Origin of the sequence: Salmonella sp. NW177 (genome assembly GCF_051811585.1) — a bacterium.
GTDB lineage: Bacteria > Pseudomonadota > Gammaproteobacteria > Enterobacterales > Enterobacteriaceae > Salmonella > Salmonella enterica.
This window is the reverse complement of record NZ_JAMMZV010000005.1, coordinates 274,125-298,247: the sequence shown is the minus strand read 5'-3', so window position 1 is coordinate 298,247 and position 24,123 is coordinate 274,125. Positions and strand designations below refer to the sequence as shown.

General features: G+C 54.6%; 22 protein-coding genes and 2 pseudogenes. 13 read left to right on the top strand and 11 right to left on the bottom strand.

What is annotated here, in order from left to right; all coding sequences use genetic code 11:
- The coding region (gene shdA / locus NA986_RS16185; protein WP_439039724.1) for a fibronectin-binding autotransporter adhesin ShdA at positions 1-3,676 on the top strand (3,676 nt) is incomplete at its 5' end.
- 161 nt (positions 3,677-3,837) lie between these two features.
- Here shdA and xseA read toward each other — a convergent pair.
- The gene (xseA, locus tag NA986_RS16180; RefSeq protein WP_023215822.1) at positions 3,838-5,187 is read right to left on the bottom strand and encodes an exodeoxyribonuclease VII large subunit; all 1,350 of its coding nucleotides are present in this window, start codon (positions 5,185-5,187) and stop codon (positions 3,838-3,840) included.
- 160 nt (positions 5,188-5,347) lie between these two features.
- On the opposite strand from xseA, the gene guaB reads away from it, so the two are divergent.
- The 6 genes from guaB (at position 5,348) to repC (ending at position 12,250) form a co-directional block, all read left to right on the top strand.
- Positions 5,348-6,814, top strand: a complete 1,467-nt coding sequence (gene guaB / locus NA986_RS16175; protein WP_000944174.1) for an IMP dehydrogenase — start codon at positions 5,348-5,350, stop codon at positions 6,812-6,814.
- A 69-nt stretch (positions 6,815-6,883) separates the two neighbouring features.
- Positions 6,884-8,461, top strand: a complete 1,578-nt coding sequence (gene guaA / locus NA986_RS16170) for a glutamine-hydrolyzing GMP synthase (RefSeq protein ID WP_000138296.1) — start codon at positions 6,884-6,886, stop codon at positions 8,459-8,461.
- 308 nt (positions 8,462-8,769) lie between these two features.
- The gene (locus tag NA986_RS16165; RefSeq protein ID WP_034065736.1) at positions 8,770-9,978 is read left to right on the top strand and encodes a tyrosine-type recombinase/integrase; all 1,209 of its coding nucleotides are present in this window, start codon (positions 8,770-8,772) and stop codon (positions 9,976-9,978) included.
- A gap of 285 nt (positions 9,979-10,263) precedes the next feature.
- Complete coding sequence (locus NA986_RS16160) at positions 10,264-10,494, top strand: helix-turn-helix transcriptional regulator (RefSeq protein ID WP_000410046.1); 231 nt, start codon at positions 10,264-10,266, stop codon at positions 10,492-10,494.
- 3 nt (positions 10,495-10,497) lie between these two features.
- Positions 10,498-11,364, top strand: coding sequence for a helicase RepA family protein (locus tag NA986_RS16155; RefSeq protein ID WP_016241392.1), 867 nt, complete (start codon positions 10,498-10,500; stop codon positions 11,362-11,364).
- A complete protein-coding gene (gene repC, locus NA986_RS16150) occupies positions 11,351-12,250 on the top strand; it encodes a replication protein C, IncQ-type (protein WP_000033721.1) in 900 nt (299 codons plus the stop codon). Before NA986_RS16155 ends, repC begins: the two co-directional genes overlap by 14 nt.
- 529 nt (positions 12,251-12,779) lie before the next feature.
- On the opposite strand, the gene NA986_RS16145 is transcribed toward repC, so the two are convergent.
- The 6 genes from NA986_RS16145 to NA986_RS16120 form a co-directional block, all read right to left on the bottom strand.
- Positions 12,780-13,106, bottom strand: a complete 327-nt coding sequence (locus NA986_RS16145; RefSeq protein ID WP_000980775.1) for a hypothetical protein — start codon at positions 13,104-13,106, stop codon at positions 12,780-12,782.
- A 2-nt stretch (positions 13,107-13,108) separates the two neighbouring features.
- The gene (gene trbL / locus NA986_RS16140; RefSeq protein WP_198910096.1) at positions 13,109-14,752 is read right to left on the bottom strand and encodes a P-type conjugative transfer protein TrbL; all 1,644 of its coding nucleotides are present in this window, start codon (positions 14,750-14,752) and stop codon (positions 13,109-13,111) included.
- Between the two features lie 187 nt (positions 14,753-14,939).
- Positions 14,940-15,731, bottom strand: a complete 792-nt coding sequence (gene trbJ / locus NA986_RS16135; RefSeq protein ID WP_000425121.1) for a P-type conjugative transfer protein TrbJ — start codon at positions 15,729-15,731, stop codon at positions 14,940-14,942.
- A 268-nt stretch (positions 15,732-15,999) separates the two neighbouring features.
- Positions 16,000-16,224, bottom strand: a complete 225-nt coding sequence (locus NA986_RS16130) for a hypothetical protein (protein WP_000844753.1) — start codon at positions 16,222-16,224, stop codon at positions 16,000-16,002.
- 2 nt (positions 16,225-16,226) lie between these two features.
- Positions 16,227-16,445 carry a TraC family protein gene (locus NA986_RS16125; RefSeq protein ID WP_006641737.1) on the bottom strand — a complete coding sequence of 73 codons (219 nt, stop codon included), beginning with the start codon at positions 16,443-16,445 and terminating at the stop codon, positions 16,227-16,229.
- 82 nt (positions 16,446-16,527) lie between these two features.
- The gene (locus tag NA986_RS16120; protein ID WP_000129517.1) at positions 16,528-16,770 is read right to left on the bottom strand and encodes a TraK family protein; all 243 of its coding nucleotides are present in this window, start codon (positions 16,768-16,770) and stop codon (positions 16,528-16,530) included.
- Positions 16,771-17,114: 344 nt separating this feature from the next.
- Here NA986_RS16120 and NA986_RS16115 point away from each other — a divergent pair, with 344 nt between their 5' ends.
- Both NA986_RS16115 and traI read left to right on the top strand, forming a co-directional pair.
- A complete protein-coding gene (locus NA986_RS16115) occupies positions 17,115-17,495 on the top strand; it encodes a plasmid mobilization protein (protein WP_000896705.1) in 381 nt (126 codons plus the stop codon).
- The gene (traI, locus tag NA986_RS16110; protein WP_001341050.1) at positions 17,492-19,399 is read left to right on the top strand and encodes a TraI/MobA(P) family conjugative relaxase; all 1,908 of its coding nucleotides are present in this window, start codon (positions 17,492-17,494) and stop codon (positions 19,397-19,399) included. The genes NA986_RS16115 and traI overlap by 4 nt, the downstream gene beginning before the upstream one ends.
- Positions 19,400-19,493: 94 nt before the next feature.
- On the opposite strand, the gene NA986_RS16105 is transcribed toward traI, so the two are convergent.
- Positions 19,494-21,317 (bottom strand): P-loop NTPase fold protein, encoded by a 1,824-nt coding sequence (locus tag NA986_RS16105; RefSeq protein ID WP_186483359.1) that lies wholly within the window; start codon positions 21,315-21,317, stop codon positions 19,494-19,496.
- Between the two features lie 263 nt (positions 21,318-21,580).
- Here NA986_RS16105 and NA986_RS16100 point away from each other — a divergent pair, with 263 nt between their 5' ends.
- The gene (locus tag NA986_RS16100) at positions 21,581-21,778 is read left to right on the top strand and encodes a hypothetical protein (RefSeq protein ID WP_001205642.1); all 198 of its coding nucleotides are present in this window, start codon (positions 21,581-21,583) and stop codon (positions 21,776-21,778) included.
- 240 nt (positions 21,779-22,018) lie between these two features.
- A pseudogene (locus NA986_RS16095) lies at positions 22,019-22,330 on the top strand (DDE-type integrase/transposase/recombinase); the annotation flags it as partial.
- Between the two features lie 78 nt (positions 22,331-22,408).
- Here NA986_RS16095 and NA986_RS16090 read toward each other — a convergent pair.
- Both NA986_RS16090 and NA986_RS16085 read right to left on the bottom strand, forming a co-directional pair.
- The gene (locus NA986_RS16090) at positions 22,409-22,738 is read right to left on the bottom strand and encodes a DUF1493 family protein (protein WP_077957226.1); all 330 of its coding nucleotides are present in this window, start codon (positions 22,736-22,738) and stop codon (positions 22,409-22,411) included.
- Positions 22,723-23,184, bottom strand: coding sequence for an STM2901 family protein (locus tag NA986_RS16085; RefSeq protein WP_000381628.1), 462 nt, complete (start codon positions 23,182-23,184; stop codon positions 22,723-22,725). The genes NA986_RS16090 and NA986_RS16085 overlap by 16 nt, the downstream gene beginning before the upstream one ends.
- 139 nt (positions 23,185-23,323) lie before the next feature.
- Between NA986_RS16085 and NA986_RS16080 the strand changes: the two are divergent.
- A pseudogene (locus NA986_RS16080) lies at positions 23,324-23,443 on the top strand (hypothetical protein); the annotation flags it as partial.
- Positions 23,444-23,520: 77 nt separating this feature from the next.
- On the opposite strand, the gene NA986_RS16075 reads toward NA986_RS16080, so the two are convergent.
- Positions 23,521-23,712: a YfgG family protein gene (locus tag NA986_RS16075; RefSeq protein ID WP_000075924.1), complete on the bottom strand. Its 192-nt coding sequence runs from the start codon at positions 23,710-23,712 to the stop codon at positions 23,521-23,523.
- A gap of 178 nt (positions 23,713-23,890) precedes the next feature.
- Here NA986_RS16075 and NA986_RS16070 point away from each other — a divergent pair, with 178 nt between their 5' ends.
- Positions 23,891-24,028, top strand: coding sequence for a hypothetical protein (locus NA986_RS16070; RefSeq protein WP_001540598.1), 138 nt, complete (start codon positions 23,891-23,893; stop codon positions 24,026-24,028).
- Positions 24,029-24,123 lie beyond the last annotated feature (95 nt).

Sequence of the window (24,123 nt, the reverse complement as noted above, 5' to 3'; positions counted from 1 at the left end):
CGAGCTGGAAAATACGCTTTCCGGCACCGGTTCGCTGGTGAAAACCGGCACAGGCGAGCTGACGCTAAGCGGCGATAACAGTTACTCCGGCGGCACCACCATTACCGGCGGTACGCTGACGGCTGACCATGCGGATTCGCTGGGGACCGGGACTATTGCCAACAGCGGCGTGCTTAAGGTGGGCGAGGGCGAGCTGGAAAATACGCTTTCCGGCACCGGTTCGCTGGTGAAAACCGGCACAGGCGAGCTGACGCTAAGCGGCGATAACACTTACTCCGGCGGCACCACCATTACCGGCGGCACGCTGACGGCTGACAATGCGGATTCACTGGGGACCGGAGCTGTTGCCAACAACGGCGTGCTTCAGGTCGGCGAGGGCGAGCTGAAAAATACGCTTTCCGGCACCGGTTCGCTGGTGAAAATCGGCACGGGCGAGCTGACGTTAAGCGGCGATAACACTTACTCCGGCGGCACCACTATTTCCGGCGGTACGCTGACGGCTGACCATGCGGATTCGTTAGGCAGCGGCGATATCGACAACAGCGGCGTGCTTCAGGTGGGCGAAGGCGAGCTGGAAAATACGCTTTCCGGCAGCGGCTCGCTGGTGAAAACCGGTACCGGCGAGCTGACGTTAAGCGGGGACAACAACACTTACTTCGGCGATACCACCATCGCTGGCGGTACGCTGATTGCCGCCAACGTCAACGCGCTGGGCAGCGGCAATATCGACAACAGCGGTACGCTGATGCTGGATGCCAACGGCGCATTTAAGCTTGCGAACGTCACCACCCATAGCGGCGCCACTACCGCGCTGGCAGCGGGCAGCACCCTTGACGCGGGCCAGTTCACCCAGGAAGACGGCAGTACGCTAAGTATTGACCTCGGCGCGGCCACCGACGACGCCGTGATTACCGCCGACAGCGTCACGCTGGGCGGCACTCTGAATGTTACCGGCATCGGCAGCGTTACGGACAGTTGGACGCCTGAGGCATACACCTACACGCTGATTGACAGCGACAGCGCCATTACGAGCGATTTCGACGATCTGACCATTGCAGGGATGAACCGCGAAGATGTTGACTTCCTGACTATCGACGGAAAAGTCGATGAAACGGACAACACCAACTATGACCTGACGGCCTCCCTTTCCTGGTATGCGGACAGAGACAACGCCACTACCAACGCCCACGGCACCTTTACCCTGAGCGACCCTGACGGCAGCTTTAACGTTGCGGCTACACTGACAGACGTTGATGACACGCTGGATCCGGGTAGCAGATGGGACGGTAAATCGCTGACCAAAGAAGGCGCAGGCACGCTGATCCTCTCCGGCGACAACGACTACAGCGGCGGCACCACCATCAATGAGGGTACGCTGGTCGCCGCCAGTACGACGGCGCTGGGCACCGGTCTGGTAGACAATAACGCCACGCTGGTGCTGGACGCAGACGGTGAAGTCAGCGCGGCGGGCGGCATCACCACTCATAGCGGCGCGACGACCCAACTGGCGCTCGGCACCTCGTTGGATCTCGGCGACAGCGCGTTAATTCAGCAAGATGGCAGTACGCTGAACGTTGAGCTGAATAGTGACTCAGTGCAACCGCTGATCACCGGCGGCAGCGCCACGCTTGGCGGCGATTTGGTCGTCAGCGACGCCAGCCTGCAAGCGCGCGCCTCCGATGCGGAGTTCCAGTCCTTTAAACTGATGGATATGGACAGCGATATCAGCGGCGATTTTACCAGCCTGACGATGAACCTCACCGACAAGCCGGACTATCTGACCGTAACCGGGACAATCAATCCTGCAGATGCGTCAGAATATTTGCTTACCGAAGGGCTGAGCTGGAATGCGACCGTCACGTCAGCGACGCCAGCACACGGCACGTTTACTCTGGGCGCAGGCGACAGTTTTGAAGTCACCAGCGTACTGGGCGATAAAACCGGCAACGGCGATTGGGACGGTAAATCGCTGACCAAACTGGGCGCGGGTAAACTGACGCTGAGCGGCGCGAACACCTACACCGGCGATACTAACGTACAGGAAGGCACGCTATGGCTGTCCGGAGACGGCTCGATTGGCGAGATGGGCAGCCAGCAGGCGGTGAACGTCGCTTCCGGGGCGACCTTCGGCGGCAGCAATGGTACGACCGTTAACGGTAAGGTGACCAACGAAGGGACGCTGGTCTTTGGCGACAGCGAGGAAACAGGCGCCATCTTCACCCTCAATGGCGATCTGATCAACATGGGGACAATAACCAGCGGTAGCAGCTCCAGCACGCCTGGCAATACGCTTTATGTCGATGGCAATTACACCGGCAACGGCGGCTCGCTTTACCTGAATACCGTCCTGGGCGACGATGATTCGGCGACCGATAAGTTAGTCATTACCGGCGATGCCTCCGGCACTACCGATCTGTACATCAACGGCATCGGCGATGGAGCACAGACCACTAACGGTATCGAAGTGGTGGATGTTGGCGGCGTATCGACCAGCGATGCGTTTGAGCTAAAAAATGAGGTTAACGCTAGTCTGTATACCTACCGTCTGTACTGGAATGAAAGTGACAACGACTGGTATCTGGCGTCAAAAGCACAGTCTGATGATGACGACAGCGGCGGTGATGACACGCCTTCGGATGGCGGTGACGATGGCGGTAATGTCACGCCTCCGGACGACGGCGGCGATGGCGGTAATGTCACGCCTCCGGACGATGGCGGCGATGTCGCACCGCAGTACCGTGCGGATATCGGCGCGTACATGGGCAACCAGTGGATGGCGCGCAACCTGCAAATGCAGACCCTCTATGACCGCGAGGGCAGCCAGTATCGTAATGCCGATGGCAGCGTATGGGCGCGCTTCAAAGCGGGTAAAGCGGAATCCGAGGCTGTCAGCGGCAATATCGATATGGACAGCAACTACTCTCAGTTCCAGTTAGGCGGCGACATTCTGGCCTGGGGTAACGGCCAGCAGAGCGTTACCGTTGGCGTCATGGCGAGCTACATCAACGCCGATACCGACAGCACCGGTAACCGTGGCGCAGACGGTAGCCAGTTCACCAGTAGCGGCAACGTAGACGGCTATAACCTTGGCGTCTATGCCACCTGGTTTGCCGATGCCCAAACGCATAGCGGCGCGTATGTCGACAGCTGGTACCAATATGGTTTCTACAACAACAGCGTAGAGAGCGGTGATGCGGGATCTGAATCTTATGATTCAACCGCTAACGCCGTCTCGCTGGAAACTGGTTATCGCTACGATATTGCGCTTAGCAACGGCAATACTGTCAGTCTGACGCCGCAGGCGCAGGTTGTCTGGCAGAATTACTCAGCGGATAGCGTGAAGGATAACTACGGCACCCGGATCGATGGTCAGGATGGCGACAGTTGGACAACTCGTCTGGGTCTGCGTGTTGACGGCAAGCTGTACAAAGGCAGCCGTACGGTTATCCAGCCGTTTGCTGAAGCTAACTGGCTGCACACCAGTGATGATGTGTCGGTATCGTTTGATGATGCCACGGTAAAACAGGATCTTCCGGCTAACCGTGCGGAGCTGAAAGTGGGTCTGCAGGCAGATATCGATAAGCAGTGGAGCGTTCGCGCTCAGGTTGCCGGGCAGACTGGCAGCAATGACTTTGGCGATCTGAACGGTAGCCTGAATCTGCGCTATAACTGGTAAGTTAGACAAAACCGGGCGGGCGTTCCCTGCCCGGTTTTGAGGCGAATGACAAACCGGTTGATCGTCAGATTATGGCTACACCTTATCCGACGTGGCGCGTAGGTTGGCTGAGGCGAAGTCGAAACCCAACATCGCGCTGCAAAGAGTGAGGGAATATTGGATTACGTGCCCGGCGTGACGGATTTGACTTCACTTTCAAGCCAACCGTCCTCCAGCCGCGTAGTCATAATATCGCCTGCTTTGACCTGTTTGATCTTTTTCAGCACCTTGCCGTTCGTTGTCGTCGAAACCGTATAGCCGCGCGCCAGCGTGGCTAACGGGCTGACCGCTTCCAGATGCGTGACCGCGTTGCCGAAACGCTCGCGCTGTTCGCTTAACCGTGAGCGGATATTCTCCGTCAGACGATATTCCAGCTGTTGGATGCGCGACTGCGCGCGGTGAATGCGCGGCTGCGGATTTTGCTGGCTCAGGCGTTGGCTTACGCGCTGTTGGCGCTGAGTGGCCTGCTTAATCCTGGCCTCAAGCGCAAATCCCATCCGTTGGCGTAGACGTTCCAGCGCGGTTTGCTGACGGGCCAGACGCAGTTGCGGATGTTGCTGTTGCAGACGGTGAAAAATCTGCGTGAAACGACGGCTACGGTTGGCGAGGTAGTAGTCCATCGCCATGCCCAGACGCTGTTGGGCGGACTGAATCTGACGCAACAACTCCTGCTGGTTGCGGCTGACAATTTCTGCAGCTGCTGATGGCGTAGGCGCGCGCAGGTCGGCGACAAAATCAGCTATCGTGACGTCCGTTTCGTGACCGACGGCGCTGACCACCGGAATGCGGCTGGCAAAAATCGCCCTCGCCACGCGTTCGTCGTTAAAACTCCACAAATCTTCCAGCGAACCGCCGCCGCGTCCGACGATCAGTACATCACATTCGCCGCGCGCGTTCGCCAGTTCGATAGCACGAACGATCTGCCCCGGCGCGTCGTCGCCCTGGACCGCCGTCGGATAGATAATAACGGGTAGGGATGGGTCACGACGCTTTAGCACGTGGAGAATGTCGTGCAGTGCCGCACCGGTTTTCGAGGTGATCACCCCGACACAGTGGGCCGGGGAGGGCAACGGCTGTTTATGCTGCTGATCGAACAAGCCTTCGGCCTGGAGTTTGGCTTTTAGCTGCTCATATTTCTGCTGCAACAAGCCTTCGCCCGCGGGCTGCATACTTTCGGCGATGACTTGATAATCGCCGCGCGGCTCGTACAGCGTGATATTGGCGCGTACCAGCACCTGCTGCCCGTGCTGCGGACGGAACGTCACCCGGCGGTTGCTGTTACGGAACATCGCACAGCGCACCTGAGCGGTATCGTCTTTGAGCGTAAAGTACCAGTGGCCCGACGCAGGCTGCGTGAAATTAGAAATCTCGCCGCTGATCCATACCTGTCCCATCTCCTGTTCTAACAGCAGACGAACCGTCTGGTTAAGGCGGCTTACGGTAAAAATTGAGGAAGTTTGAGAGGATAACATGTGAGCGGGATCAAATTCTAAATCAGCAGGTTATTCAATCGATAGTAACCTGCTCACGGGGGATCGCAAGCACTATTTGCAAAAAAATGTAGATGCAACCGATTACGTTCTGTATAATGCCGCGGCAATATTTATTAACCTCCCAGGTGAGATATTGCCCATGCTACGTATCGCTAAAGAAGCCCTGACGTTTGACGACGTCCTCCTTGTTCCCGCTCACTCCACCGTTTTGCCGAATACTGCCGATCTCAGCACGCAGTTGACGAAAACTATTCGTCTGAATATTCCTATGCTTTCTGCGGCGATGGACACCGTGACGGAAGCGCGCCTGGCAATTGCCCTGGCCCAGGAAGGCGGCATTGGTTTTATCCACAAAAACATGTCCATCGAGCGCCAGGCGGAAGAAGTTCGCCGCGTGAAGAAACACGAGTCCGGCGTAGTGACCGACCCGCAGACCGTCCTGCCAACCACCACGTTGCATGAAGTGAAAGCCCTGACCGAGCGTAACGGTTTTGCGGGCTATCCGGTGGTGACTGAAGATAACGAACTGGTGGGTATCATCACCGGTCGTGACGTGCGTTTTGTGACTGACCTGAACCAGCCGGTGAGTGTCTACATGACGCCGAAAGAGCGTCTGGTGACCGTTCGTGAAGGCGAAGCCCGTGAAGTCGTGCTGGCAAAAATGCACGAAAAACGCGTAGAAAAAGCGCTGGTCGTTGATGATAACTTCCATCTGCTTGGCATGATTACCGTAAAAGATTTCCAGAAAGCGGAACGTAAACCAAACTCCTGTAAAGATGAGCAGGGCCGTTTACGTGTCGGCGCGGCGGTCGGCGCAGGCGCGGGCAACGAAGAGCGCGTTGACGCGCTGGTGGCGGCAGGCGTTGACGTCCTGCTGATCGACTCTTCTCACGGTCATTCAGAAGGCGTGTTGCAACGTATCCGTGAGACGCGCGCTAAATATCCTGACCTGCAAATCATCGGCGGCAACGTCGCGACGGGCGCAGGCGCTCGCGCACTGGCGGAAGCCGGTTGCAGCGCGGTGAAAGTGGGTATCGGCCCTGGCTCTATCTGTACGACTCGTATCGTGACTGGCGTGGGCGTTCCGCAGATCACCGCTGTTTCTGACGCAGTTGAAGCGCTGGAAGGCACCGGAATTCCGGTTATCGCTGACGGCGGTATCCGTTTCTCCGGCGACATCGCCAAAGCCATCGCCGCAGGCGCGAGCGCGGTGATGGTGGGTTCTATGCTGGCCGGTACCGAAGAATCCCCGGGCGAAATCGAACTCTACCAGGGCCGTTCTTACAAATCTTACCGCGGCATGGGTTCTCTGGGCGCGATGTCCAAAGGTTCCTCCGACCGTTACTTCCAGAGCGATAACGCTGCTGACAAACTGGTGCCGGAAGGTATCGAAGGCCGCGTAGCCTATAAAGGTCGCCTGAAAGAGATCATTCACCAGCAGATGGGCGGCCTGCGCTCCTGTATGGGGCTGACCGGTTGTGCTACCATCGACGAACTGCGTACTAAAGCGGAGTTTGTGCGTATCAGCGGTGCGGGTATCCAGGAAAGCCACGTTCACGACGTGACCATCACCAAAGAGTCCCCGAACTACCGTCTGGGCTCCTGATTTTCTTCGCCCGACCTTCGCGTCGGGCGATTTATTTAATCTGTTTCACTTGCCTCGGAATAAGCGTCAATGACGGAAAACATTCATAAGCATCGCATCCTCATTCTGGACTTCGGTTCTCAGTACACTCAACTGGTTGCGCGCCGCGTGCGTGAGCTGGGTGTTTACTGCGAACTGTGGGCGTGGGATGTGACAGAAGCACAAATTCGTGACTTCAACCCAAGCGGCATTATTCTTTCCGGCGGCCCGGAAAGCACCACCGAAGAAAACAGCCCGCGCGCGCCGCAGTATGTCTTTGAAGCAGGCGTGCCGGTATTTGGCGTTTGCTATGGTATGCAGACCATGGCGATGCAGCTTGGCGGTCATGTAGAAGGTTCTAATGAGCGTGAATTTGGTTACGCGCAGGTCGAAGTGTTGACCGACAGCGCGCTGGTTCGCGGTATTGAAGATTCCCTGACCGCAGACGGCAAACCGCTGCTGGACGTGTGGATGAGCCACGGCGATAAAGTGACGGCGATTCCGTCCGACTTCGTGACCGTCGCCAGCACCGAGAGCTGCCCGTTCGCCATTATGGCCAACGAAGAAAAACGCTTCTACGGTGTACAGTTCCACCCGGAAGTGACTCACACCCGCCAGGGTATGCGCATGCTGGAGCGTTTTGTGCGTGATATCTGCCAGTGTGAAGCCCTGTGGACGCCGGCGAAAATTATCGACGACGCCGTGGCGCGCATTCGCGAGCAGGTGGGCGACGACAAAGTGATCCTCGGCCTCTCTGGTGGCGTGGATTCTTCCGTCACCGCAATGCTGCTGCACCGCGCGATCGGTAAAAATCTGACCTGTGTTTTCGTCGATAACGGCCTGTTGCGCCTGAACGAAGCCGAGCAGGTGATGGACATGTTTGGCGACCATTTTGGCCTGAATATCGTTCACGTACCGGCGGAAGAGCGCTTCCTGTCCGCGCTGGCTGGCGAGAACGATCCGGAAGCCAAGCGTAAGATCATTGGCCGTGTTTTTGTAGAAGTGTTCGACGAAGAAGCGCTCAAACTGGAAGACGTGAAGTGGCTGGCGCAGGGCACCATTTACCCTGACGTTATCGAATCTGCGGCGTCTGCAACCGGTAAAGCGCACGTCATCAAATCTCACCACAATGTCGGCGGCCTGCCGAAAGAGATGAAGATGGGGCTGGTTGAACCGCTGAAAGAGCTGTTCAAAGACGAAGTGCGTAAGATTGGTCTGGAGCTGGGCCTGCCGTACGACATGCTGTATCGCCATCCGTTCCCGGGGCCGGGCCTCGGCGTGCGCGTACTGGGCGAAGTGAAGAAAGAGTACTGCGACCTGCTGCGTCGCGCGGACGCTATCTTCATTGAAGAGCTGCGCAAAGCGGATCTATACGACAAAGTCAGTCAGGCGTTTACCGTGTTCCTGCCGGTCCGTTCCGTAGGCGTCATGGGCGATGGTCGTAAGTATGACTGGGTTGTCTCTCTGCGTGCCGTCGAAACCATCGACTTTATGACCGCGCACTGGGCGCACCTGCCGTATGACTTCCTGGGGCGTGTTTCCAACCGCATCATCAATGAAGTCAACGGGATTTCCCGTGTGGTGTATGACATCAGCGGTAAACCACCGGCTACCATTGAGTGGGAGTGATCCAGCGTCCGGCATAGACTGGCATCAAAGAGCACTAAAAGACCTATAAGTCCGCGTAACTGCGGGCTTTTTTCATTATTGGCTTGGCACAGTCTGGCAAATTTTCGCATCGCCAAGCACCCGGTTTCTATGGCATGGTAGATGGTACGATTTGAACCTGATGCCATGTTCAGCACTCGATACCATGTCGCTCATAATGGGGTGGTCATGGTATTGGGTTCATATAACGCATTGTTCTGTAATGATTTTTTATGGGCGGCGCGAGGATTTTTGAGCATGGTATTTTTGAGAGGAAACCCAACCAGACCATGCTGACTGATACCAAGCTGCGCAACCTCAAGCCAAAGGACAAGCTCTACAAAGTGAATGACCGTGACGGCCTCTACGTGGCCATCACGCCAGCGGGTTCGATTTCATTCCGCTACAACTACTCGATCCACGGCAGGCAGGAGACAATCACCTTCGGCCGCTACGGTGTCGGAGGGATCACGCTAGCGGAAGCCCGCGAACGGCTGGGCGAAGCCAAGAAGATGATCGCCGCAGGGAAATCTCCAGCCAAAGAGAAGGCGCGGGACAAAGCCCGCGTTAAGGACGCTGAAAACTTTGGTGCTTGGGGCGAAAAGTGGCTGCGCGGCTATCAAATGGCTGACGTTACCCGCGATATGCGTCGAGCTACCTTCGAGCGCGAGCTTAAGCCGAAGTTCGGTAACCAGAAGCTGACAGAAATCACCCATGAGGACTTACGGGCGCTGACTGATGCGATCGTGGAGCGCGGGGCACCGGCAACGGCCGTGCTTTGCCGCGAAATTGTGATGCAGGTCTTCCGTTGGGCTATAGAACGCGGCCAGAAGGTTGAGAACCCGGCCGATTTGGTGCGCCCGTCGACTATTGCAAAGTTTGAGCCGCGAGATCGAGCGCTGACGCCCGATGAAATCAGCTTGATGTACCAGTACATGGAGCGCATTGGCACCACACCTTCGATCCGCGCGGCCGCCAAGTTGCTGTTGCTGACGATGGTACGCAAAAGCGAACTGACCAACGCAACGTGGAGCGAAATCAATTTCACCGAAGCGCTCTGGACAATCCCCAAGGAGCGGATGAAGCGCCGCAATCCCCATTTGGTGTTCCTGTCTAGGCAGGCGCTCGACATTTTCATAGCTCTGAAAACCTTCGCAGGCGGCTCGGAGTACGTGCTGCCATCGCGCTATGACTCGGACTCGCCGATGAGCAGCGCCACGCTCAATCAGGTGCTCACGCTGACCTATCGTCTGGCACAGAAGGAAGGGCAGTCGCTTGGCAAGTTCGGACCGCACGACTTGCGGCGCACCGCCAGCACGCTGCTGCATGAGGCGGGCTATAACACTGACTGGATCGAGAAGTGCCTTGCGCACGAACAGAAGGGCGTTCGAGCCGTCTACAACAAGGCCGAGTACCGCGATCAGCGCCGGGCAATGCTTCAGGATTGGGCGGACATGATCGATGAGTGGACAATCAGGAAGCCCCGCCTCAAGGACTGATTCGGAGCCTTGAGACCTGCATTTTGTCGCGAAATGCCCACTTCGGTGGGCATTTTTTTGTCCGTAAAACGTATTAATTACCGGACGCGATAAATTGGCTTTAAGTGCCTATTGCAAAACTAATTAAAACAGCGGTTTGCGTTATCAATATTGTCCGTCAAACGTTGAATTTACGGACACTAAGTGATTGATTTAATTGAAATAATATGGGAGTAGGTGCTGGAATTTTCCGGAATTATGTAGCAATAATTAAACCTCGGATGATGACAAAACGAGGTATTTGGTGTGGAAAAAGAATTAAGGAGAGCAAGTAAAGTTCTCATTAGCAAAAAGCAACTGCTGGAGATGATTCCGCTGTGCGAGCGCACGATCTACAACTTTGAAAAGCAGGGGAAATTTCCTCAGCGCATTGCGCTCAGTAGCCGCAAGGTCGTGTGGGATTTGGCGGAGGTCGAGGCATGGATTGATGCGTGCAAACATTCCAGCCCTGCCCCTCGTCCCGGAATGGGGGCCTGAATTGTGGCGATTGACTTACGGGCAGCGTTCGAGAACGAACCGCCCACACTAGACTTTATTTGGCCGGGCTTCCTCGCAGGGACAGTAGGCGCGTTGGTGGCTCCCGGAGCCACAGGTAAGAGCTTCTGGGCGCTGGAAGCCGCAATGACCATCGCGTGCAGCGTCGCGGGTGGTGATCTTTTAGGGCTTTCCCCGGCCAGTACTGGCCGCGTGGTCTATTGCGCCGGAGAAGACCCGGCAGTCGCACTGGTGCGCCGTATTCATTCCATTGGCCAGCACCTGAACCAGCAGTCACGCGACGCCATCGCGCAGAACCTCACCCTTGAGCCGATCATGGGTAAGCGCTTGAACGTGATGGATGAGCGGCACCTTGCCCGCGTCATTGAATTTTGCGCCGATGCCCGGTTGATCGTACTGGATACCCTGAGCCGCATTCATGACAGGGACGAGAACAGCAATGGCGACATGGCAAGGCTTGTCGCCACGCTGGAGCATATTGCGGCCAGCACCGGGGCGTCAGTTCTGTATCTGCATCATGTCAGCAAGGGCAGTGCCCGCGAGGGGCAGACGGATCAACAGCAGGCGGCACGAGGCGCATCCGCTCTAATCGACAATGCCCGCTGGTGTGGCTATGTCGCCAGAATGACCGAGGCTGAGGCCGAACGCCTCAGTGATCGCATATATGACCGACAGCCTATCGGGGAAAACCGCCGGAAGTTCTTTGTTCGTTTCGGCGTTAGCAAACAGAACTACGCCGAGATTGACGCTGATCGTTGGTATCAGCGCCATGACGGCGGCGTGTTGCTGCCGGTGGAGTTGTTGGACGCCAAGCAGGACAGCGGAAAGGGGCGTCAACGTGAGCAAGCATGACTTGACTCACGCCCGGCACGACCCGGTGCATTGTCTGGCACCCGGCCTGTTCCGTAGCCTCAAACGTGGCGAACGCAAGCGTAGCAAGCTGGACGTTGTATATGACTACGGCAACGGCAAGCGTATCGAGTTCAGTGGGCCGGAACCGCTGGGGGCCGACGATCTCCGCATTCTGCAAGGACTGGTAGCAATGGCTGGACCTTCTGGCCTTGTGCTTTCTCCCGATCCTCAGACAGAAGCCGGTCGGCAGCTGCGGCTATTTCTCGAACCCAAGTGGGAAGCCGTCCAGCAGGATGCGATGGTGGTCAAGGGTAGCTATCGGTCGCTGGCCCGTGAGGTTGGCTATGCGGATATCGACAATACTAGGCCAGTACGCGATTGCATTGAGAGGCTCTGGAAAGTCTCTATCATTGCGCAAAATGGAAGGAAGCGGCAGGGCTTCCGATTGCTGTCCGAGTACGCAAGTGATGAGCAGGACGGCAAGCTGTATGTGGCATTGAACCCTCTTATTGCTCGCGCAATCATGGGCGGGCAGCACATCCGCATAGACATGGCCGAAGTTAGGAAGCTACAGACCGACCCCGCCCGCCTGATTCATCAACGACTATGCGGCTGGATCGACCTCGGTAAGTCGGGGCGGGTAGAGCTGGACACGCTATGCGGCTATGTTTGGCCGGATGAACCGACGAACCCGAATACCATCAAAAAGCGCCGCCAGACGGCACGCAAGGCGCTGGCCGAGCTTGCTGCCGTGGGTTGGAGGCTGGACGAGTATGCTAAGGGCAAATGGGAAATCGGGCGACCCAAGGCATCCGACTGTAACGCTGCTCCCCCCTGTTTAACGGCACCCCACCCCCTGTTTAACAGTACCCAACCCCCTGTTTAACGGCACCCGGCCAGTTTCTGAAAACCCAGCAACGGTGGGCCTTTGCGGGCCGTTCGCAAATTCCACCCAAGATTCTCTAAGAATCTCCAGCATGCGCGCTAAGCGCCGCGCCTTGATGGCGCAGCTCATCGCTTGCTGCTCTTGGTCGGCCTACGGCCGTTGGGCACCAAAAAAGGTAGGGCGGGCCTGCCGTCGTCGACGCGGTTAGTTCCGTGGATTACCCACCGGTCGCAGCACCTGGTCGAGCCGTTGAAACCGGCAAAAAGACATCAGGCACCAAAAAGGGAAGGGCAGGGCCAAAACAGGCACAAGGCCTCTAACGGCCTGCGAAAGCGTCCAAAATCCCTCCCGTATGGGCCGTGGTGGCGTTTTTTCAGTGTCGGTATGGGTGTTTGTCTGTCATGTATGAAAACTTCTCACAGAGCGATACAGGCCGTTTTTGCGGTGTGTAATAGACGGAGATGCTGCGGCAGGAAAACAAAACCCCGCACTCAGGCGGGGTTGTGGGTGATGGAACTGGCTGTGCTCGTCAGCGATTGATGACCCTGCCTCGCTGCCGTTCTTCCTCTTCCATCTGAAGGATGGCCATTCTCACACGCTCTACCAGTACCACCTGATTCTTGCTGCCGAAAAGTGGCATGCGATTAAGCATACCCATGCCGCCGTAGAATTGCGCAGCGGCAGGCAGAGCCAATCGGTTCACCCGATGCTGTAGTGCCGTGTACTGCTTATCCAGTGCATCGAGCTGCGGGCCAAAGCCTTTGCGTCGGAGCCATTGGCCAAGCGCCCACATACCAATACCGAGAACAAAAAAGCCGCCGAGCATCATCAGGCCAAAAAATACATCGTTCATCATGATTACGCCTCCGATTGAGAGTTAACGCCAGAATCCATGCCGGGCACTTTGAGCGCGCCGACATCTCCGGTCCTAGCTGTGTCCGATATCGGACGAATAATGTTGGATTCCGCTTGTGTAGTCGGCTCTGCGCCGTCGTCAGGCGTTGGACTGTCGTCGCCGGGGACTGGAGGGGGAGACCCGGTGCCCCCGAGCGAAAGCCCGTGGGAGCTTTCCATACCGGGTACGCTGATCGCGCCCAGCACGCCAAGCGCCCGTGTGGCCACCTCGGCGACCTGCGCAACAGCCTTGCCGTTGCCGCCGGTCCCTCCTTTTGGTGTCATCTGCCGTTGCTGAGCGACGGCCTGCTGATCCGTATCGTCGTCACCGTCATTGGCAGCTCTTCCGGCCTGTTTGGCGGCTTGCTTCAAGCCGCTGCCTGCTTCTTGGCTAGCTGGCGAAGCGGCCGCCGACATTGGATTCGCCGATCCTGACGCGGCACCACCCCCGACGCGAGAACCTGCGGCCTTTGCGGCCGCACCGCTGCCCCCTCCTGTGCTTGCGCCAATTCCAGCGCTGCCGACGCCCGTAGCACCACCGATGCCCCCTGCGGTACTGCCGCCTGCCATGCTGGCGTTCAGTGCGGAGGCCAGTCCACCACCCGCGGCACTGGCAGCGCCTCCGCCAGTTCCTGCGGCCCCTAGTGCTCCTGCGGCCGGGGCTGCTGCCCCTGCTGTTGCAACAGTAGCGATTGCGGCCGCCGCACCGGCTGCACCGGCTGCGGCCATGCCCCCAATTGCAGAGCCGCCGCCCATCGACGTGCCGCTAATCATGCCGCCGATCAGTTCAGGGATGGTTTTGGTCAGGTAGGCGCACACCAAAGACAGGCCGACCAAGGTCATCAACGACGCTTCGTCGTTGGTGTAGGCTGCCGACCATTCTGCGGAAACCTGCATGATCAGACCCACAATCAGAGTCAGGACAAACAGCTTGGCACCTACTGCAACGGCATAGCGAATGGGAGCCAGTGCATATTCGCGTGTCCATTGAGAGCCACCGAAACCCATAAACAGGACGGCGGCATTGATGATGACGTAGGCCTCTACCAGCGTCACGAACACCAGAGCCGCTATGAACGTAAAACACATCAGGACGATCAATGCAGATACGGCCACTACAACCGATGTGATTGGGCTGAACATCGAAACACCGGCCGTCAGCACCTGCCGTGAAAAGTCCACAGCAGTTGAGAACATATCCCCCGGCATCAGCTCCGCACTACCCAACCCTGCCGCGTGCGCCCCGGCCTGCCGGAAGCTGTTGACGATGGCCCCGCCCCACTCGGTCGCGTGATCGAGCATCGCATAGAAGAACCCTATCACGAGGATGAATTTCACCAGCTCATGGAGGATGTCGCCCAGTTCAGCTCCGCGCATGACCAAAGGAGCAAAAGTCCAAACTAGCTGGATGACGGCAAGGCATCCCAAGAGCCACAAGGCGTAATCATGCAGGCGCGGTGCCCATTGGTTTGAAGCGTTCTGAATCAGCCGCAGAAGGCTGTTCATAGACGTGTTGCTCTGCGCCAAATCGACCCCGGCAGCCATCGCACTAGTTGCAGATAGCAAGAGCACCGCGCCGACAAGCGCGAAAACGGTTGAACGTCGCATAGTCAGAACCCCTCAGACGGGCCGCGAGTGTTTGGGCGGCTGCGGAATTGGTCATCCTGATGGCCATTGCCGACCGCTGCGCATTCCGGCGCGGCGGTGTTCGTGACAACTACGGCCGTCAGTGCCGACCCACCAAGGGCCGAGACGAGGCAGAGGGCGGCAATCAGCGCCTTAGAAATCATCATGTTTAGAACCCCTCAGACGGGCCGCGTGTATTTTCACGGCTGCGGAATTGCTGTTCGGAGGCATCGCTAACGGACTGTCGTTCGTTTTGCTGCGCCATGTAGTTGCCTTGCAGGGTGATTTGTGTGGCTACCAGATCGCGCAGCTTCTGGAGCTGCTGCACGTTCTGCGCCGCAATCTCGTTCCCGGCTTGAATGGCCTGCTGACGGCCAACGGCCGACTGCGAACGGCTCACCAACTGATCCAGCATCGCGTTCTCATCCTCGAATGTGCTGGTATTTACGCCAGCGGCCTGCATGGCCGTGCGGGCGTTATCGAAGCCGGATTGTGCCCAGTCCCGATAGCGCTGCGGCATGTTGTTTTGCCCTTGGCCAATCGAGTTCAGATAGCTGTCATAGCCCTTGAATTGCTGGCGAAACTGTTCGTCCAGATTGCTGATGTTGCGGCCGAGTGACTGCGCCGAGTTGTAGACGCTGGCCACGCGCTGGAGGTCGCCAGTGATGGTGTTGAACATGCGGCTGGGCAGCGACATGCCCTGCTTAATCATGTTGTCGTACTGCTGGATCTGCGTCTGCAACTGCTGCGCGGTGTTCAGTTGCGTATTCACCGCTTCGGCGTACTCGTACATCTGCTGATAGAACGTCGAGCAGTTCGAGCAGTAGATGGCATAGGCCGGAGCCGGTGCCATGTAGAGACTTACACCAAGGCCTGCGCTTGCCATTGCTAGAGCGAGCGCCGCGCCTCGACCGAATTTTCGGGCGGCATAAGCCGACGTTTTTTGCGATTCCATTTCCATACCGAATACCTCATTTTGTCATCGTCCGAGGTTTAATTATTGACCGATATGGAGCGGTTTTAAATATGCGGATAATCTTGTATCCGCATAGAATTCAATGATTTATGTCCGTAAACTGTCCGTCAATCTTCACGAGATTGTTTCTCAACACTATGATTTTGATCGCGTTTTTCATGACGAGCGGAACGGGCTTGGCTGTCCGTTTTGATACGTTTTGCGGACAAAAAAAGCCCACCGAAGTGAGCTTTTGATAAGCCGGTGCGTGGCGTCAGTGGGCCGCGTAATAGGGATTCTGTACGCGATAGAGGTCACGCTCTGTTTCAGGGATGTGCAACGTTTCAAGGTGCCACTCTTCGAGTAAAGAAGCCAGCTCGGCCGCAATGCGCTGGGCTTCCATAACGCTCTTGCTAGGCCGCCCACTGGCTCGACCGAGGCAGGCTTGCAGTTCGTTGAGTTGATTGGCCAATGCGCTGATGCGGTGAGCTGTCTTCATGATCAATTCCCCTTGCTGATCCTTTCCACGATTCTGTCGAATTCTTCCCGGACTTGATCGTCCGTCAGTTCAAGATTAACCAATCCTGATTTTATTGCAATTCTTCCGATTCTTTCGGCTGCCTCATTGTCAAGTTTTGCCAGCCTTGCTTTTGCCGTTTCAAGCTCCGAAAGCGCATCAGCTCGCCGCTCTGAAAGTGTCTTTCTGGCCAATTTATCCACTCCTCTTTGGTGCCATTTTGGCTTTACGCCGTTGAATGTAATTGCATTCTAACGGCCGTCGGCATGTTTGGCCATAACAGGATCATCGCTTCCCGTCGTGCTTGTAGGGAGCGAGGATTGGCTGACCTTGCTTGATGTATCGTGTGACGTATTTGGTGAACTGGGTGTATCCCATTTCGAGCTGGTCCGCGAATGCCTCATAAATCCATACCAGCGGTACCCCGCGTTCGTGCTCCTTCCGCACCTCATCCAGTACCGCCACGAACGATGCGCGGCCACGGCGTTGAGGGCGACGTTCAGTATTTGCATTTTGATGGTCGGTCATGTGCCTTTCTCCGTTCTCGACGTTCGGTCCAAACCAGTATATCCAAGCAAAGAAAATTAGCGCAATTTTACGCAATTCTGCGCTCGTAATAACGCGACGCTGCGCGATTTAAGGAAAACTAGCGCAATTATAGGAAAATGAACGCAACTGATGTTAGCGAAGCTGGCCATTAGCGTTAAATTGCCTAAAATTGCACTGAGCAGTACGGCAAGATGTGTGTTGTACCGGTACGGGCAAGCCCGCACCAGTCCAACACCGCCCCTTACTCACCTGCGGTTCGACGGCATCTTGCTCTGCGAGGCTGTCAGTCGCTCCGCGACATTTACACCAAAGAGGAAAGGCTTATGGCCGGTGAAAATGCGATTGAGGCTATCAAGCCGCATTCGCGTGGGACACGTCCACGGCGGGAGCGAATTGAGGTTTGGGTCAGCATTGATGAGAAAAAAGAGTTAGCCGAAAGGGCCGATCAGGCGGGATTGTCGAATGCCGCTTTCCTTCGCGCTGTTGGGCTGAATCTGCCTATAGGTTCACGGGCCGATTTGGAAGCTGTTCGCCAGTTGGCAAAGGTGAATGGCGACCTAGGCCGGGTGGCCGGATTGCTGAAATTGTGGCTCGCTGAGAAACGCGGTCAGGGCGCGCGACCGATTGACGTAGAAGCGATGATGATGGATTTCCGCGCAATCCAAGAGGACATGCGGGCGCTCATGGGGAGGATTTCCAAATGATCGCACATCGCATCAACCGTGAACGCAAGGCCTCAAGCCCAGCCCGGTTAATCAAGTATATGGTGGCGGCCAAGGGCGGCATTGACCCGACGAGCTGGGAGCGCACGGCCGATTACATTCTGGATTCCGCCAATGGCACGACCGAGGGCGAGAAGGTCGCCAGCTACCGCGTTACCAACTGCGGCACGGATGATCCGGCAGATGCCGCAATCTTAATCCAAGCCACGCAAGCGGCGAACACTAGGTCGAAGGCAGAAAAGACCTACCACTTTGTCTATTCCTTCCCGCCCGGCGAGCAGCCAGACCTTGAGACGCTGCACGCCATCGAAGACGAACTATGCGCTGCCATCGGCCTCGATGAGCACCAGCGTGTATCAGCGGTTCACATCGACACCGATAACCTGCATGTGCATGTAGCCATCAACAAGGTTCACCCGACCGGTTTACAGAACATCGAACCCTATTACGATCAGTTCCGCCTGATGGAGGCCTGTGAGCGTCTTGAGGTAGAGCATGGCTTGCAAAGAACGTTTCATGGTCTGGAGGCAAAGCAGCGGCATCAGAACCGCGACATTGAGCTGTTGCCAGCGAAAGCCCCAGAGCAGCGCGATAGCCTATTCCGTAAACACCTTAGAAACGCTTGCGACCTCAGCATATCGGAGCCTCCCGAAGCCAAAACCCTGAACGGGTTGCGCAAGCTGTCCGATACCCGTCTACAGAAGCAGTCAGCAGATAAAGCAGAGGCAGTCCGCATCGGCGCGAAGGTGGCCAGCGTGGAGGCGCACTCCGGCATCGAGACACTGACCGGGTACGCGGCTCGCGAGCTGGCCCCGGCGATGCGGCAGGCGACGAGCTGGCAGGAGCTGCACGACGCAGCGGCCGAGCACGGCCTAGAGGTTCGCCAGCGCGGCGCTGGCCTTGTCATCGGCGAGCCGGATTTAGGCATTTGGGCGAAGGCCAGCAACGTCGGCCGCGACCTTTCCATGAAGGCCCTGACCGACCTTCTTGGCCCGTTCCAGCCTTCCGAACGGCAGGCCGAGGCAAAGGCGAACCGCAAGCGGTACAAGCCACGACCCCGGCGGCCGGACAACCCAACGACAGCGGGCCTGTTCAACCACTACCAGCGCGAGCGACAGGCGGCCATTCTGGCCCGCCGTCAGGGCCTCGACCAGATCAAGCGCGAGAGTGCGGCTTTCAATGCGCAAGTGAGGCAGTGGAGCCAGACAGAGCGAATGCTTTTGAAGGTCGCGGGCAAGGGGCCCACCAAACGTCTGATGTACGGCACTATCAAACAGCAGGCCGACGCCTCGCGCCAGAAGAACCGGCAGAGCGCAGACGCTCGCCGTCAGGCACTGTTCAAACAGACGACGATGCCCACTTGGGCCGACTGGCTAACGCAGCAGGCGGAACGCGGCAACTCCGAGGCGCTGGCCTTGCTGCGCGACCGCGAGGAACGGACACGCCGCTGGAACGGGGAGCTACTGACTGCCGACCGGGCCGACAAGGCCAAAGCTATCGTTCTCGACAAGCTCAAGCCCAAGGCCCGGAAAGACGGGACGGTGGCGTACAGCACCATCGACGGCGGCATGGTGATCGACCGGAAGACGCACGTGCAGGCGCAGAAAGCCACGACCGGCGCGGCACTGGTTGCGCTCGAACTGGCGTCCAAGCGGTTCGAGGGCCAAGCCCTCATCGTGGAAGGCACAGACGAGTTCCGGCTTGAAGTCGCCCAACTCGCCGGTATGCACAGCCTCAAGGTCACGTTCACCGATCCGGCGATGGAGCAGGTGCGCCGCGAGACGGTCGAGCATAAGGAAATGGAGAATTCAGGTAAGGCTGACTCAAGGAAAACTTCTCGCCGTCGCGGCAGCAAAGATGGTCAGAGTGCAGGGGTGGAAATTTGATCTAGCGCTCTTGGTTTTTAGGTCCAAGAACTATGGTGGAGGTGGGATCACCTGCCACCATACGATGCTTTTGGATTGCGCAATCCATATTTCCCTATCTTTGATCTGGTGCCTCTATTTCTTGTAACTCACTAAATATTTTTGGTTTTATTCGCTTCAATCGAAATGCGTCGAGACCAGTCTCCTTATCTATTCGCGCATTCATTTCCCGCTCTAGGTCAATTAACCAAGGTCTTTCGGTACTCAAGTTCCGATCGAGTTGACCATGTTCATATCGATTGTCGAGTGCCATAGTTGTTTGTCGCCATCCACTGCGCGGACCGCTAAGCCAAGCGTCCAAGAAAGAATTCACAGGTATATGATTGAGGATAGGAACATGCGCGAGAGTGTTGCTTCCAGAGTTTGTTGGTGAAATTGTCTTAAAGATAGACGCTTGATCTTCTTTGAGTTGACGCAAAATTTCTGCGGCATGACTTGGATAAGTGGCCTCTAGCGCTTGTTGCCGCGCTTGGTCCACGTGCTCACAAATGGCCCTGAAATGTGGTCTCGCAACCTCTGAAACCCAATAACCATAACCACCATAAGCCTCAAATAGCCTCTCAAATGAGTATTCCAAAGGTTTTGGAGGCATTCTTTTGGTTGCTAAAAGGTCGTCAATATACGCGGTGCAGAGTGATGTTTCTTCTTCCATAGAGTGGGCAATAACGCCCTGTTCAACCATCATTAGCCGAAGTGCCGCGATGTGAAGAAACTCTCCGATTTCAGTTACGGCACGCTCATCGAACTGCTTTTGCATCCGAGATATGCCTTCTTTAATAATTTCATCATCGAGCTCATCGAATTTCATTACTATGAGCCACGGAGGGGTATCTGAGGCTTGGATAAAATAAGGTGTTTGATCGAGCCATGCTGCAAGCATTTCAGAATCAAATCTACCCTCTATGAGGGTTGACTCTAAAATTTCATCGCTGAGAATTGATCCTGTAATATCAGATGATGAATATTTTGAAATTATTTTACTTAATGGCCGAATATTGTCTTGATTGTTGCGATCCATCCTCTCCTCGATATGTAGTTTCATCCGGTTAAGGAGTAGATCTCGTGTTAAATTTCCCGCACGCACCTCTATATCCAAGGCGCAGAAAAATTTTATAATGTGCTCTATAGCGTCTTTATTTTCTAGATGCCTGTCTTTCATTATTAAACGAAGTCTAGCAACATCGTTGATAACGTGTTTCAGTATTCTCAAAGAAGACTGCTCGGATTGCGACCAAACTTCTTCAATAATTGATTTTCTTTTGGTGACAAAATCTTGTGCAACTTTATCTTGAATATCAGTTAGAAACGCTTCAAAAGCCGCATGAATTTGTGGTTCGACCATAACAGTATGGCCAAATGTTTTTTCCTTAAGCTCGGCTAGTTGATCAGCTATGCGCTCATCGTGACAAATAACTATAACGCGGAAGCCGCGATGTTCAACATAGTGATTAATTGCACCCAGTAATTCACTCTTTTGATTTGCCCATAAAGAGCTGCGTTCTAAATCATCAAAAATAATCGTCCGATCTGGTTTTAACCGTTGTCTTAGAAAAACATTCCATACACTGTTCGCGAAGCCGGCAAGAGCGTACTTATCGCCCATTGCCTTTCCTACCTCTCCGATTGTTGATACATATTCGCTGGCATTGAGGCTCGGTAAGCATGATGCAAGCACCGCATCGTGAATGCCATCAACAGTATCAATGCCGTACAGGCTAACAAAGTAACTCTCAGAATCTGGTATTAATTGCTTTACTTGATAAGTTTTGCCAACACCCCATGGTCCCGTTATTAGAACGGCGTAACCCGGAGACTTGAGATTGCTATAGTATGCTAGATAATTTGCTAGGGGCGTGTTTGGGCTTGAATATGTTTTCACAGCACTCTCTTCGTCGGAGGATTTTCTTCTCATAACTCGATTAAGTATGTTCCGCATGATTTGTCTGCATCATTGTGTTGGATAGTATGTTATCGCATGCTCTGCTGCTGATGACAAAGGCCAAGGCTTTCCGTTTTCAATCGCTAAGTCTAAGTAAGCAGATTTGACCTCGAAAGTTATGGTGTAGGAGATGTGGTGAACTGGTAACATTGACTGGCCCATAGGAGCATTTGACCGAAGAATAAACGGGATGAGGAGAGTACGTGAGAGATAGATCGCATGACACGGCGATGGCCGAACACTTCCGCGCCGATCCGACCTATGCAGCGGAGCTGCTTGCTGAAGTTCGCCGCGACGGCAACCCGGGCGAGCTGGCCATTCTGCTGCGGCAGATAGACACTTTCTTAGCAGGTAATGTGAGGTTGCATGATGCCGAGAGAGGGCGCACTCTACTTCGCTGATTTGAACATGGTATTTTTCATGGTTCAGTAAGTCAGTCTCCTTGCAATATGTTGATTTATATGATTATTATTTGGTGATTTATAATTGAATGGGAATAAGCCGATAACCCCTCCTGTGTTTTCATGAACAGGTAAAAGTGAATTTAACCCTCTGTTTTTGCAGAGGGTTTTTATTTATGTGCATAGATGCATTTTCTGTGTAGCGCACAGCTCCTGACGGCAAATTTGACGTAATTACTAACCCACGAAGGTTGGCTGTATCTTGCCGTGGTCGTTAATTTGTTCTCGCGCAAAGTTATCGGTTGGTCAATGCAACCACGAATGACAAAAGATATTGTCCTGAATGCGCTTCTGATGGCCGTGTGGCGACGTCATCCCCAAAAACAGGTGCTGGTTCAGTCTCATCAGGATAGTCAGTACACCCGCTATGAATGGCTGAAATTGCACGGACTGGAGGGCAGTATGAGCCGTCGTGGCAACTGTCATGACAATGCGGTTGCAGAAAGCTTTTTCCAGCTACTGAAGCGTGAACGGATAAAGAAAAAGATCTACCAACGACTCAGAAGTGTCCAGGTTATCCGTGGCGACTCAGCCCAAATAAGGGGTATTTAAAATATAGTAACTTATTCTTCAACTATATAACCAACGTCCAGCTTTAGCACTTTCAACGAGCATACCAACCGTTAGTGGTTTACGCGGATCAGGCTCTTTACTTCCAAAGTACTCTGGATTCAGATAGTTGAGTATGTCAAATCCTTCTGAATCTACATTCCAACGCTTGAAGTACTCTTGTAGAAGTTCTTCACTATCTTCAAAAACGAGTTTTAGATCATCCTTAATACTGATATCAAGCGTGATGGTTCGCTTTGGCCCACAGAGAAAGTACTTTTTAGTGTTATATTCCTGATCGATAAAATCGATAATTTCTTTCTTAATATCTCTCATTAGAAGTACGTCCACTGAATGCGATCTTTAGGAACCGCCACACGATTAAATGTATCTTTAATATCACGCTGGATATCATAAATCGTAGTGAATGTCATAACCCAACCGAGCCAGGGTACATTACGACCAACGAAACGACCTAAATTATTCGTTGAGCTTAGCTGTAATGAGTTGATGGTTTTGCCTGTCAACGTTGGTAATCTGATCCCAGGTGGCAGTTTATAGTTCAACCAATTACTGATGTACTTAGAAGCAATTGATGTTCCTGGAGTTGTCCCACGAGGTTTACCCCTCGTAGGTAGAACTGGTTGCCCTGAGATAACCAGTGCAGCATCGACCGCTGAGATCCCCAGATGATCGCTCACAACGGCGATGGTGATAGCCCACCATAGTTGTTGTGGTGTCAGGTTGGATAACCCGCCGTAGAAGTACGTACCATTCAATGTTTCAGTAGTGTCCATTTACTCACCCCTTCTAACCATGACCAAAAATTATACAACACCTAATCTCTTTGTTCTAACTAATAATTACGGGGTAGTAAGCGATTCACCTCTTTGAAAAAAAAGATCATCGGGGTTGTTTTGCAGTACATGATAGGGGCACGCTGAAGGCTATCGGGTTTTGTATTCGGTCGAGGGAATCTTAGTAACCGCGCATGTGATCTTATCACCCAGGCAGGATATCCCGCGGTTGCTCTTTAAGCGTCTGATCATGGCCTGAACCCATTGAGTGGGTTGTCTTTTTGCGTTAACGCTAAAGCTTCTTTTTCTTGCGCGGGCTTTTTAACGGATAACAGCTTAACGTTGTCCCGGTGTGGTGACAGAAAGCGATGACTGTTGCGCTTCTTTTTTATCCTGATGGTGCTGCCAGGCGCCGATAGAAGAGTAGACGAAACGTCCAAAGAAGAAGAGAAAACTGATAAGCAGTACGATACGGGTCATGCGAGTGTTAAATCGATGTCGTTTTCGCATACTGTTGGCCTGACTCACAAAGGGTTCCTTAACGTTGGCCCAGCGGTATGGGCGGGATCAGGCTGGGTTCTTCAAGGGTATTATCAAGGCGAAGAACGTAACAAGCCTGCGTTCACTCTACATTAAGGCATACTGCGAACCGATGGTCAATTCCTCTTAATGTAAAATTGCGTCAGTTGATTTATCTTATATTGTTATGGAAGATAATTTTAGTATTTACATTAATAATAAATTAATGATAACAAAGAATAAAAAGGCGAATAAAGGCTGCAGGAGAAAGGTAATAATTGACTTAAATCAAATGTTACTTTTGTTTAATAATTACAATCGATGACTATCGTGTGATGTATATCGCATCATCAATTTAAAGTCAGGTGGGATGCCTGTCTGTTAACGCCCCTTTGGGATTGGGGGGTTCTGCTGAGCATC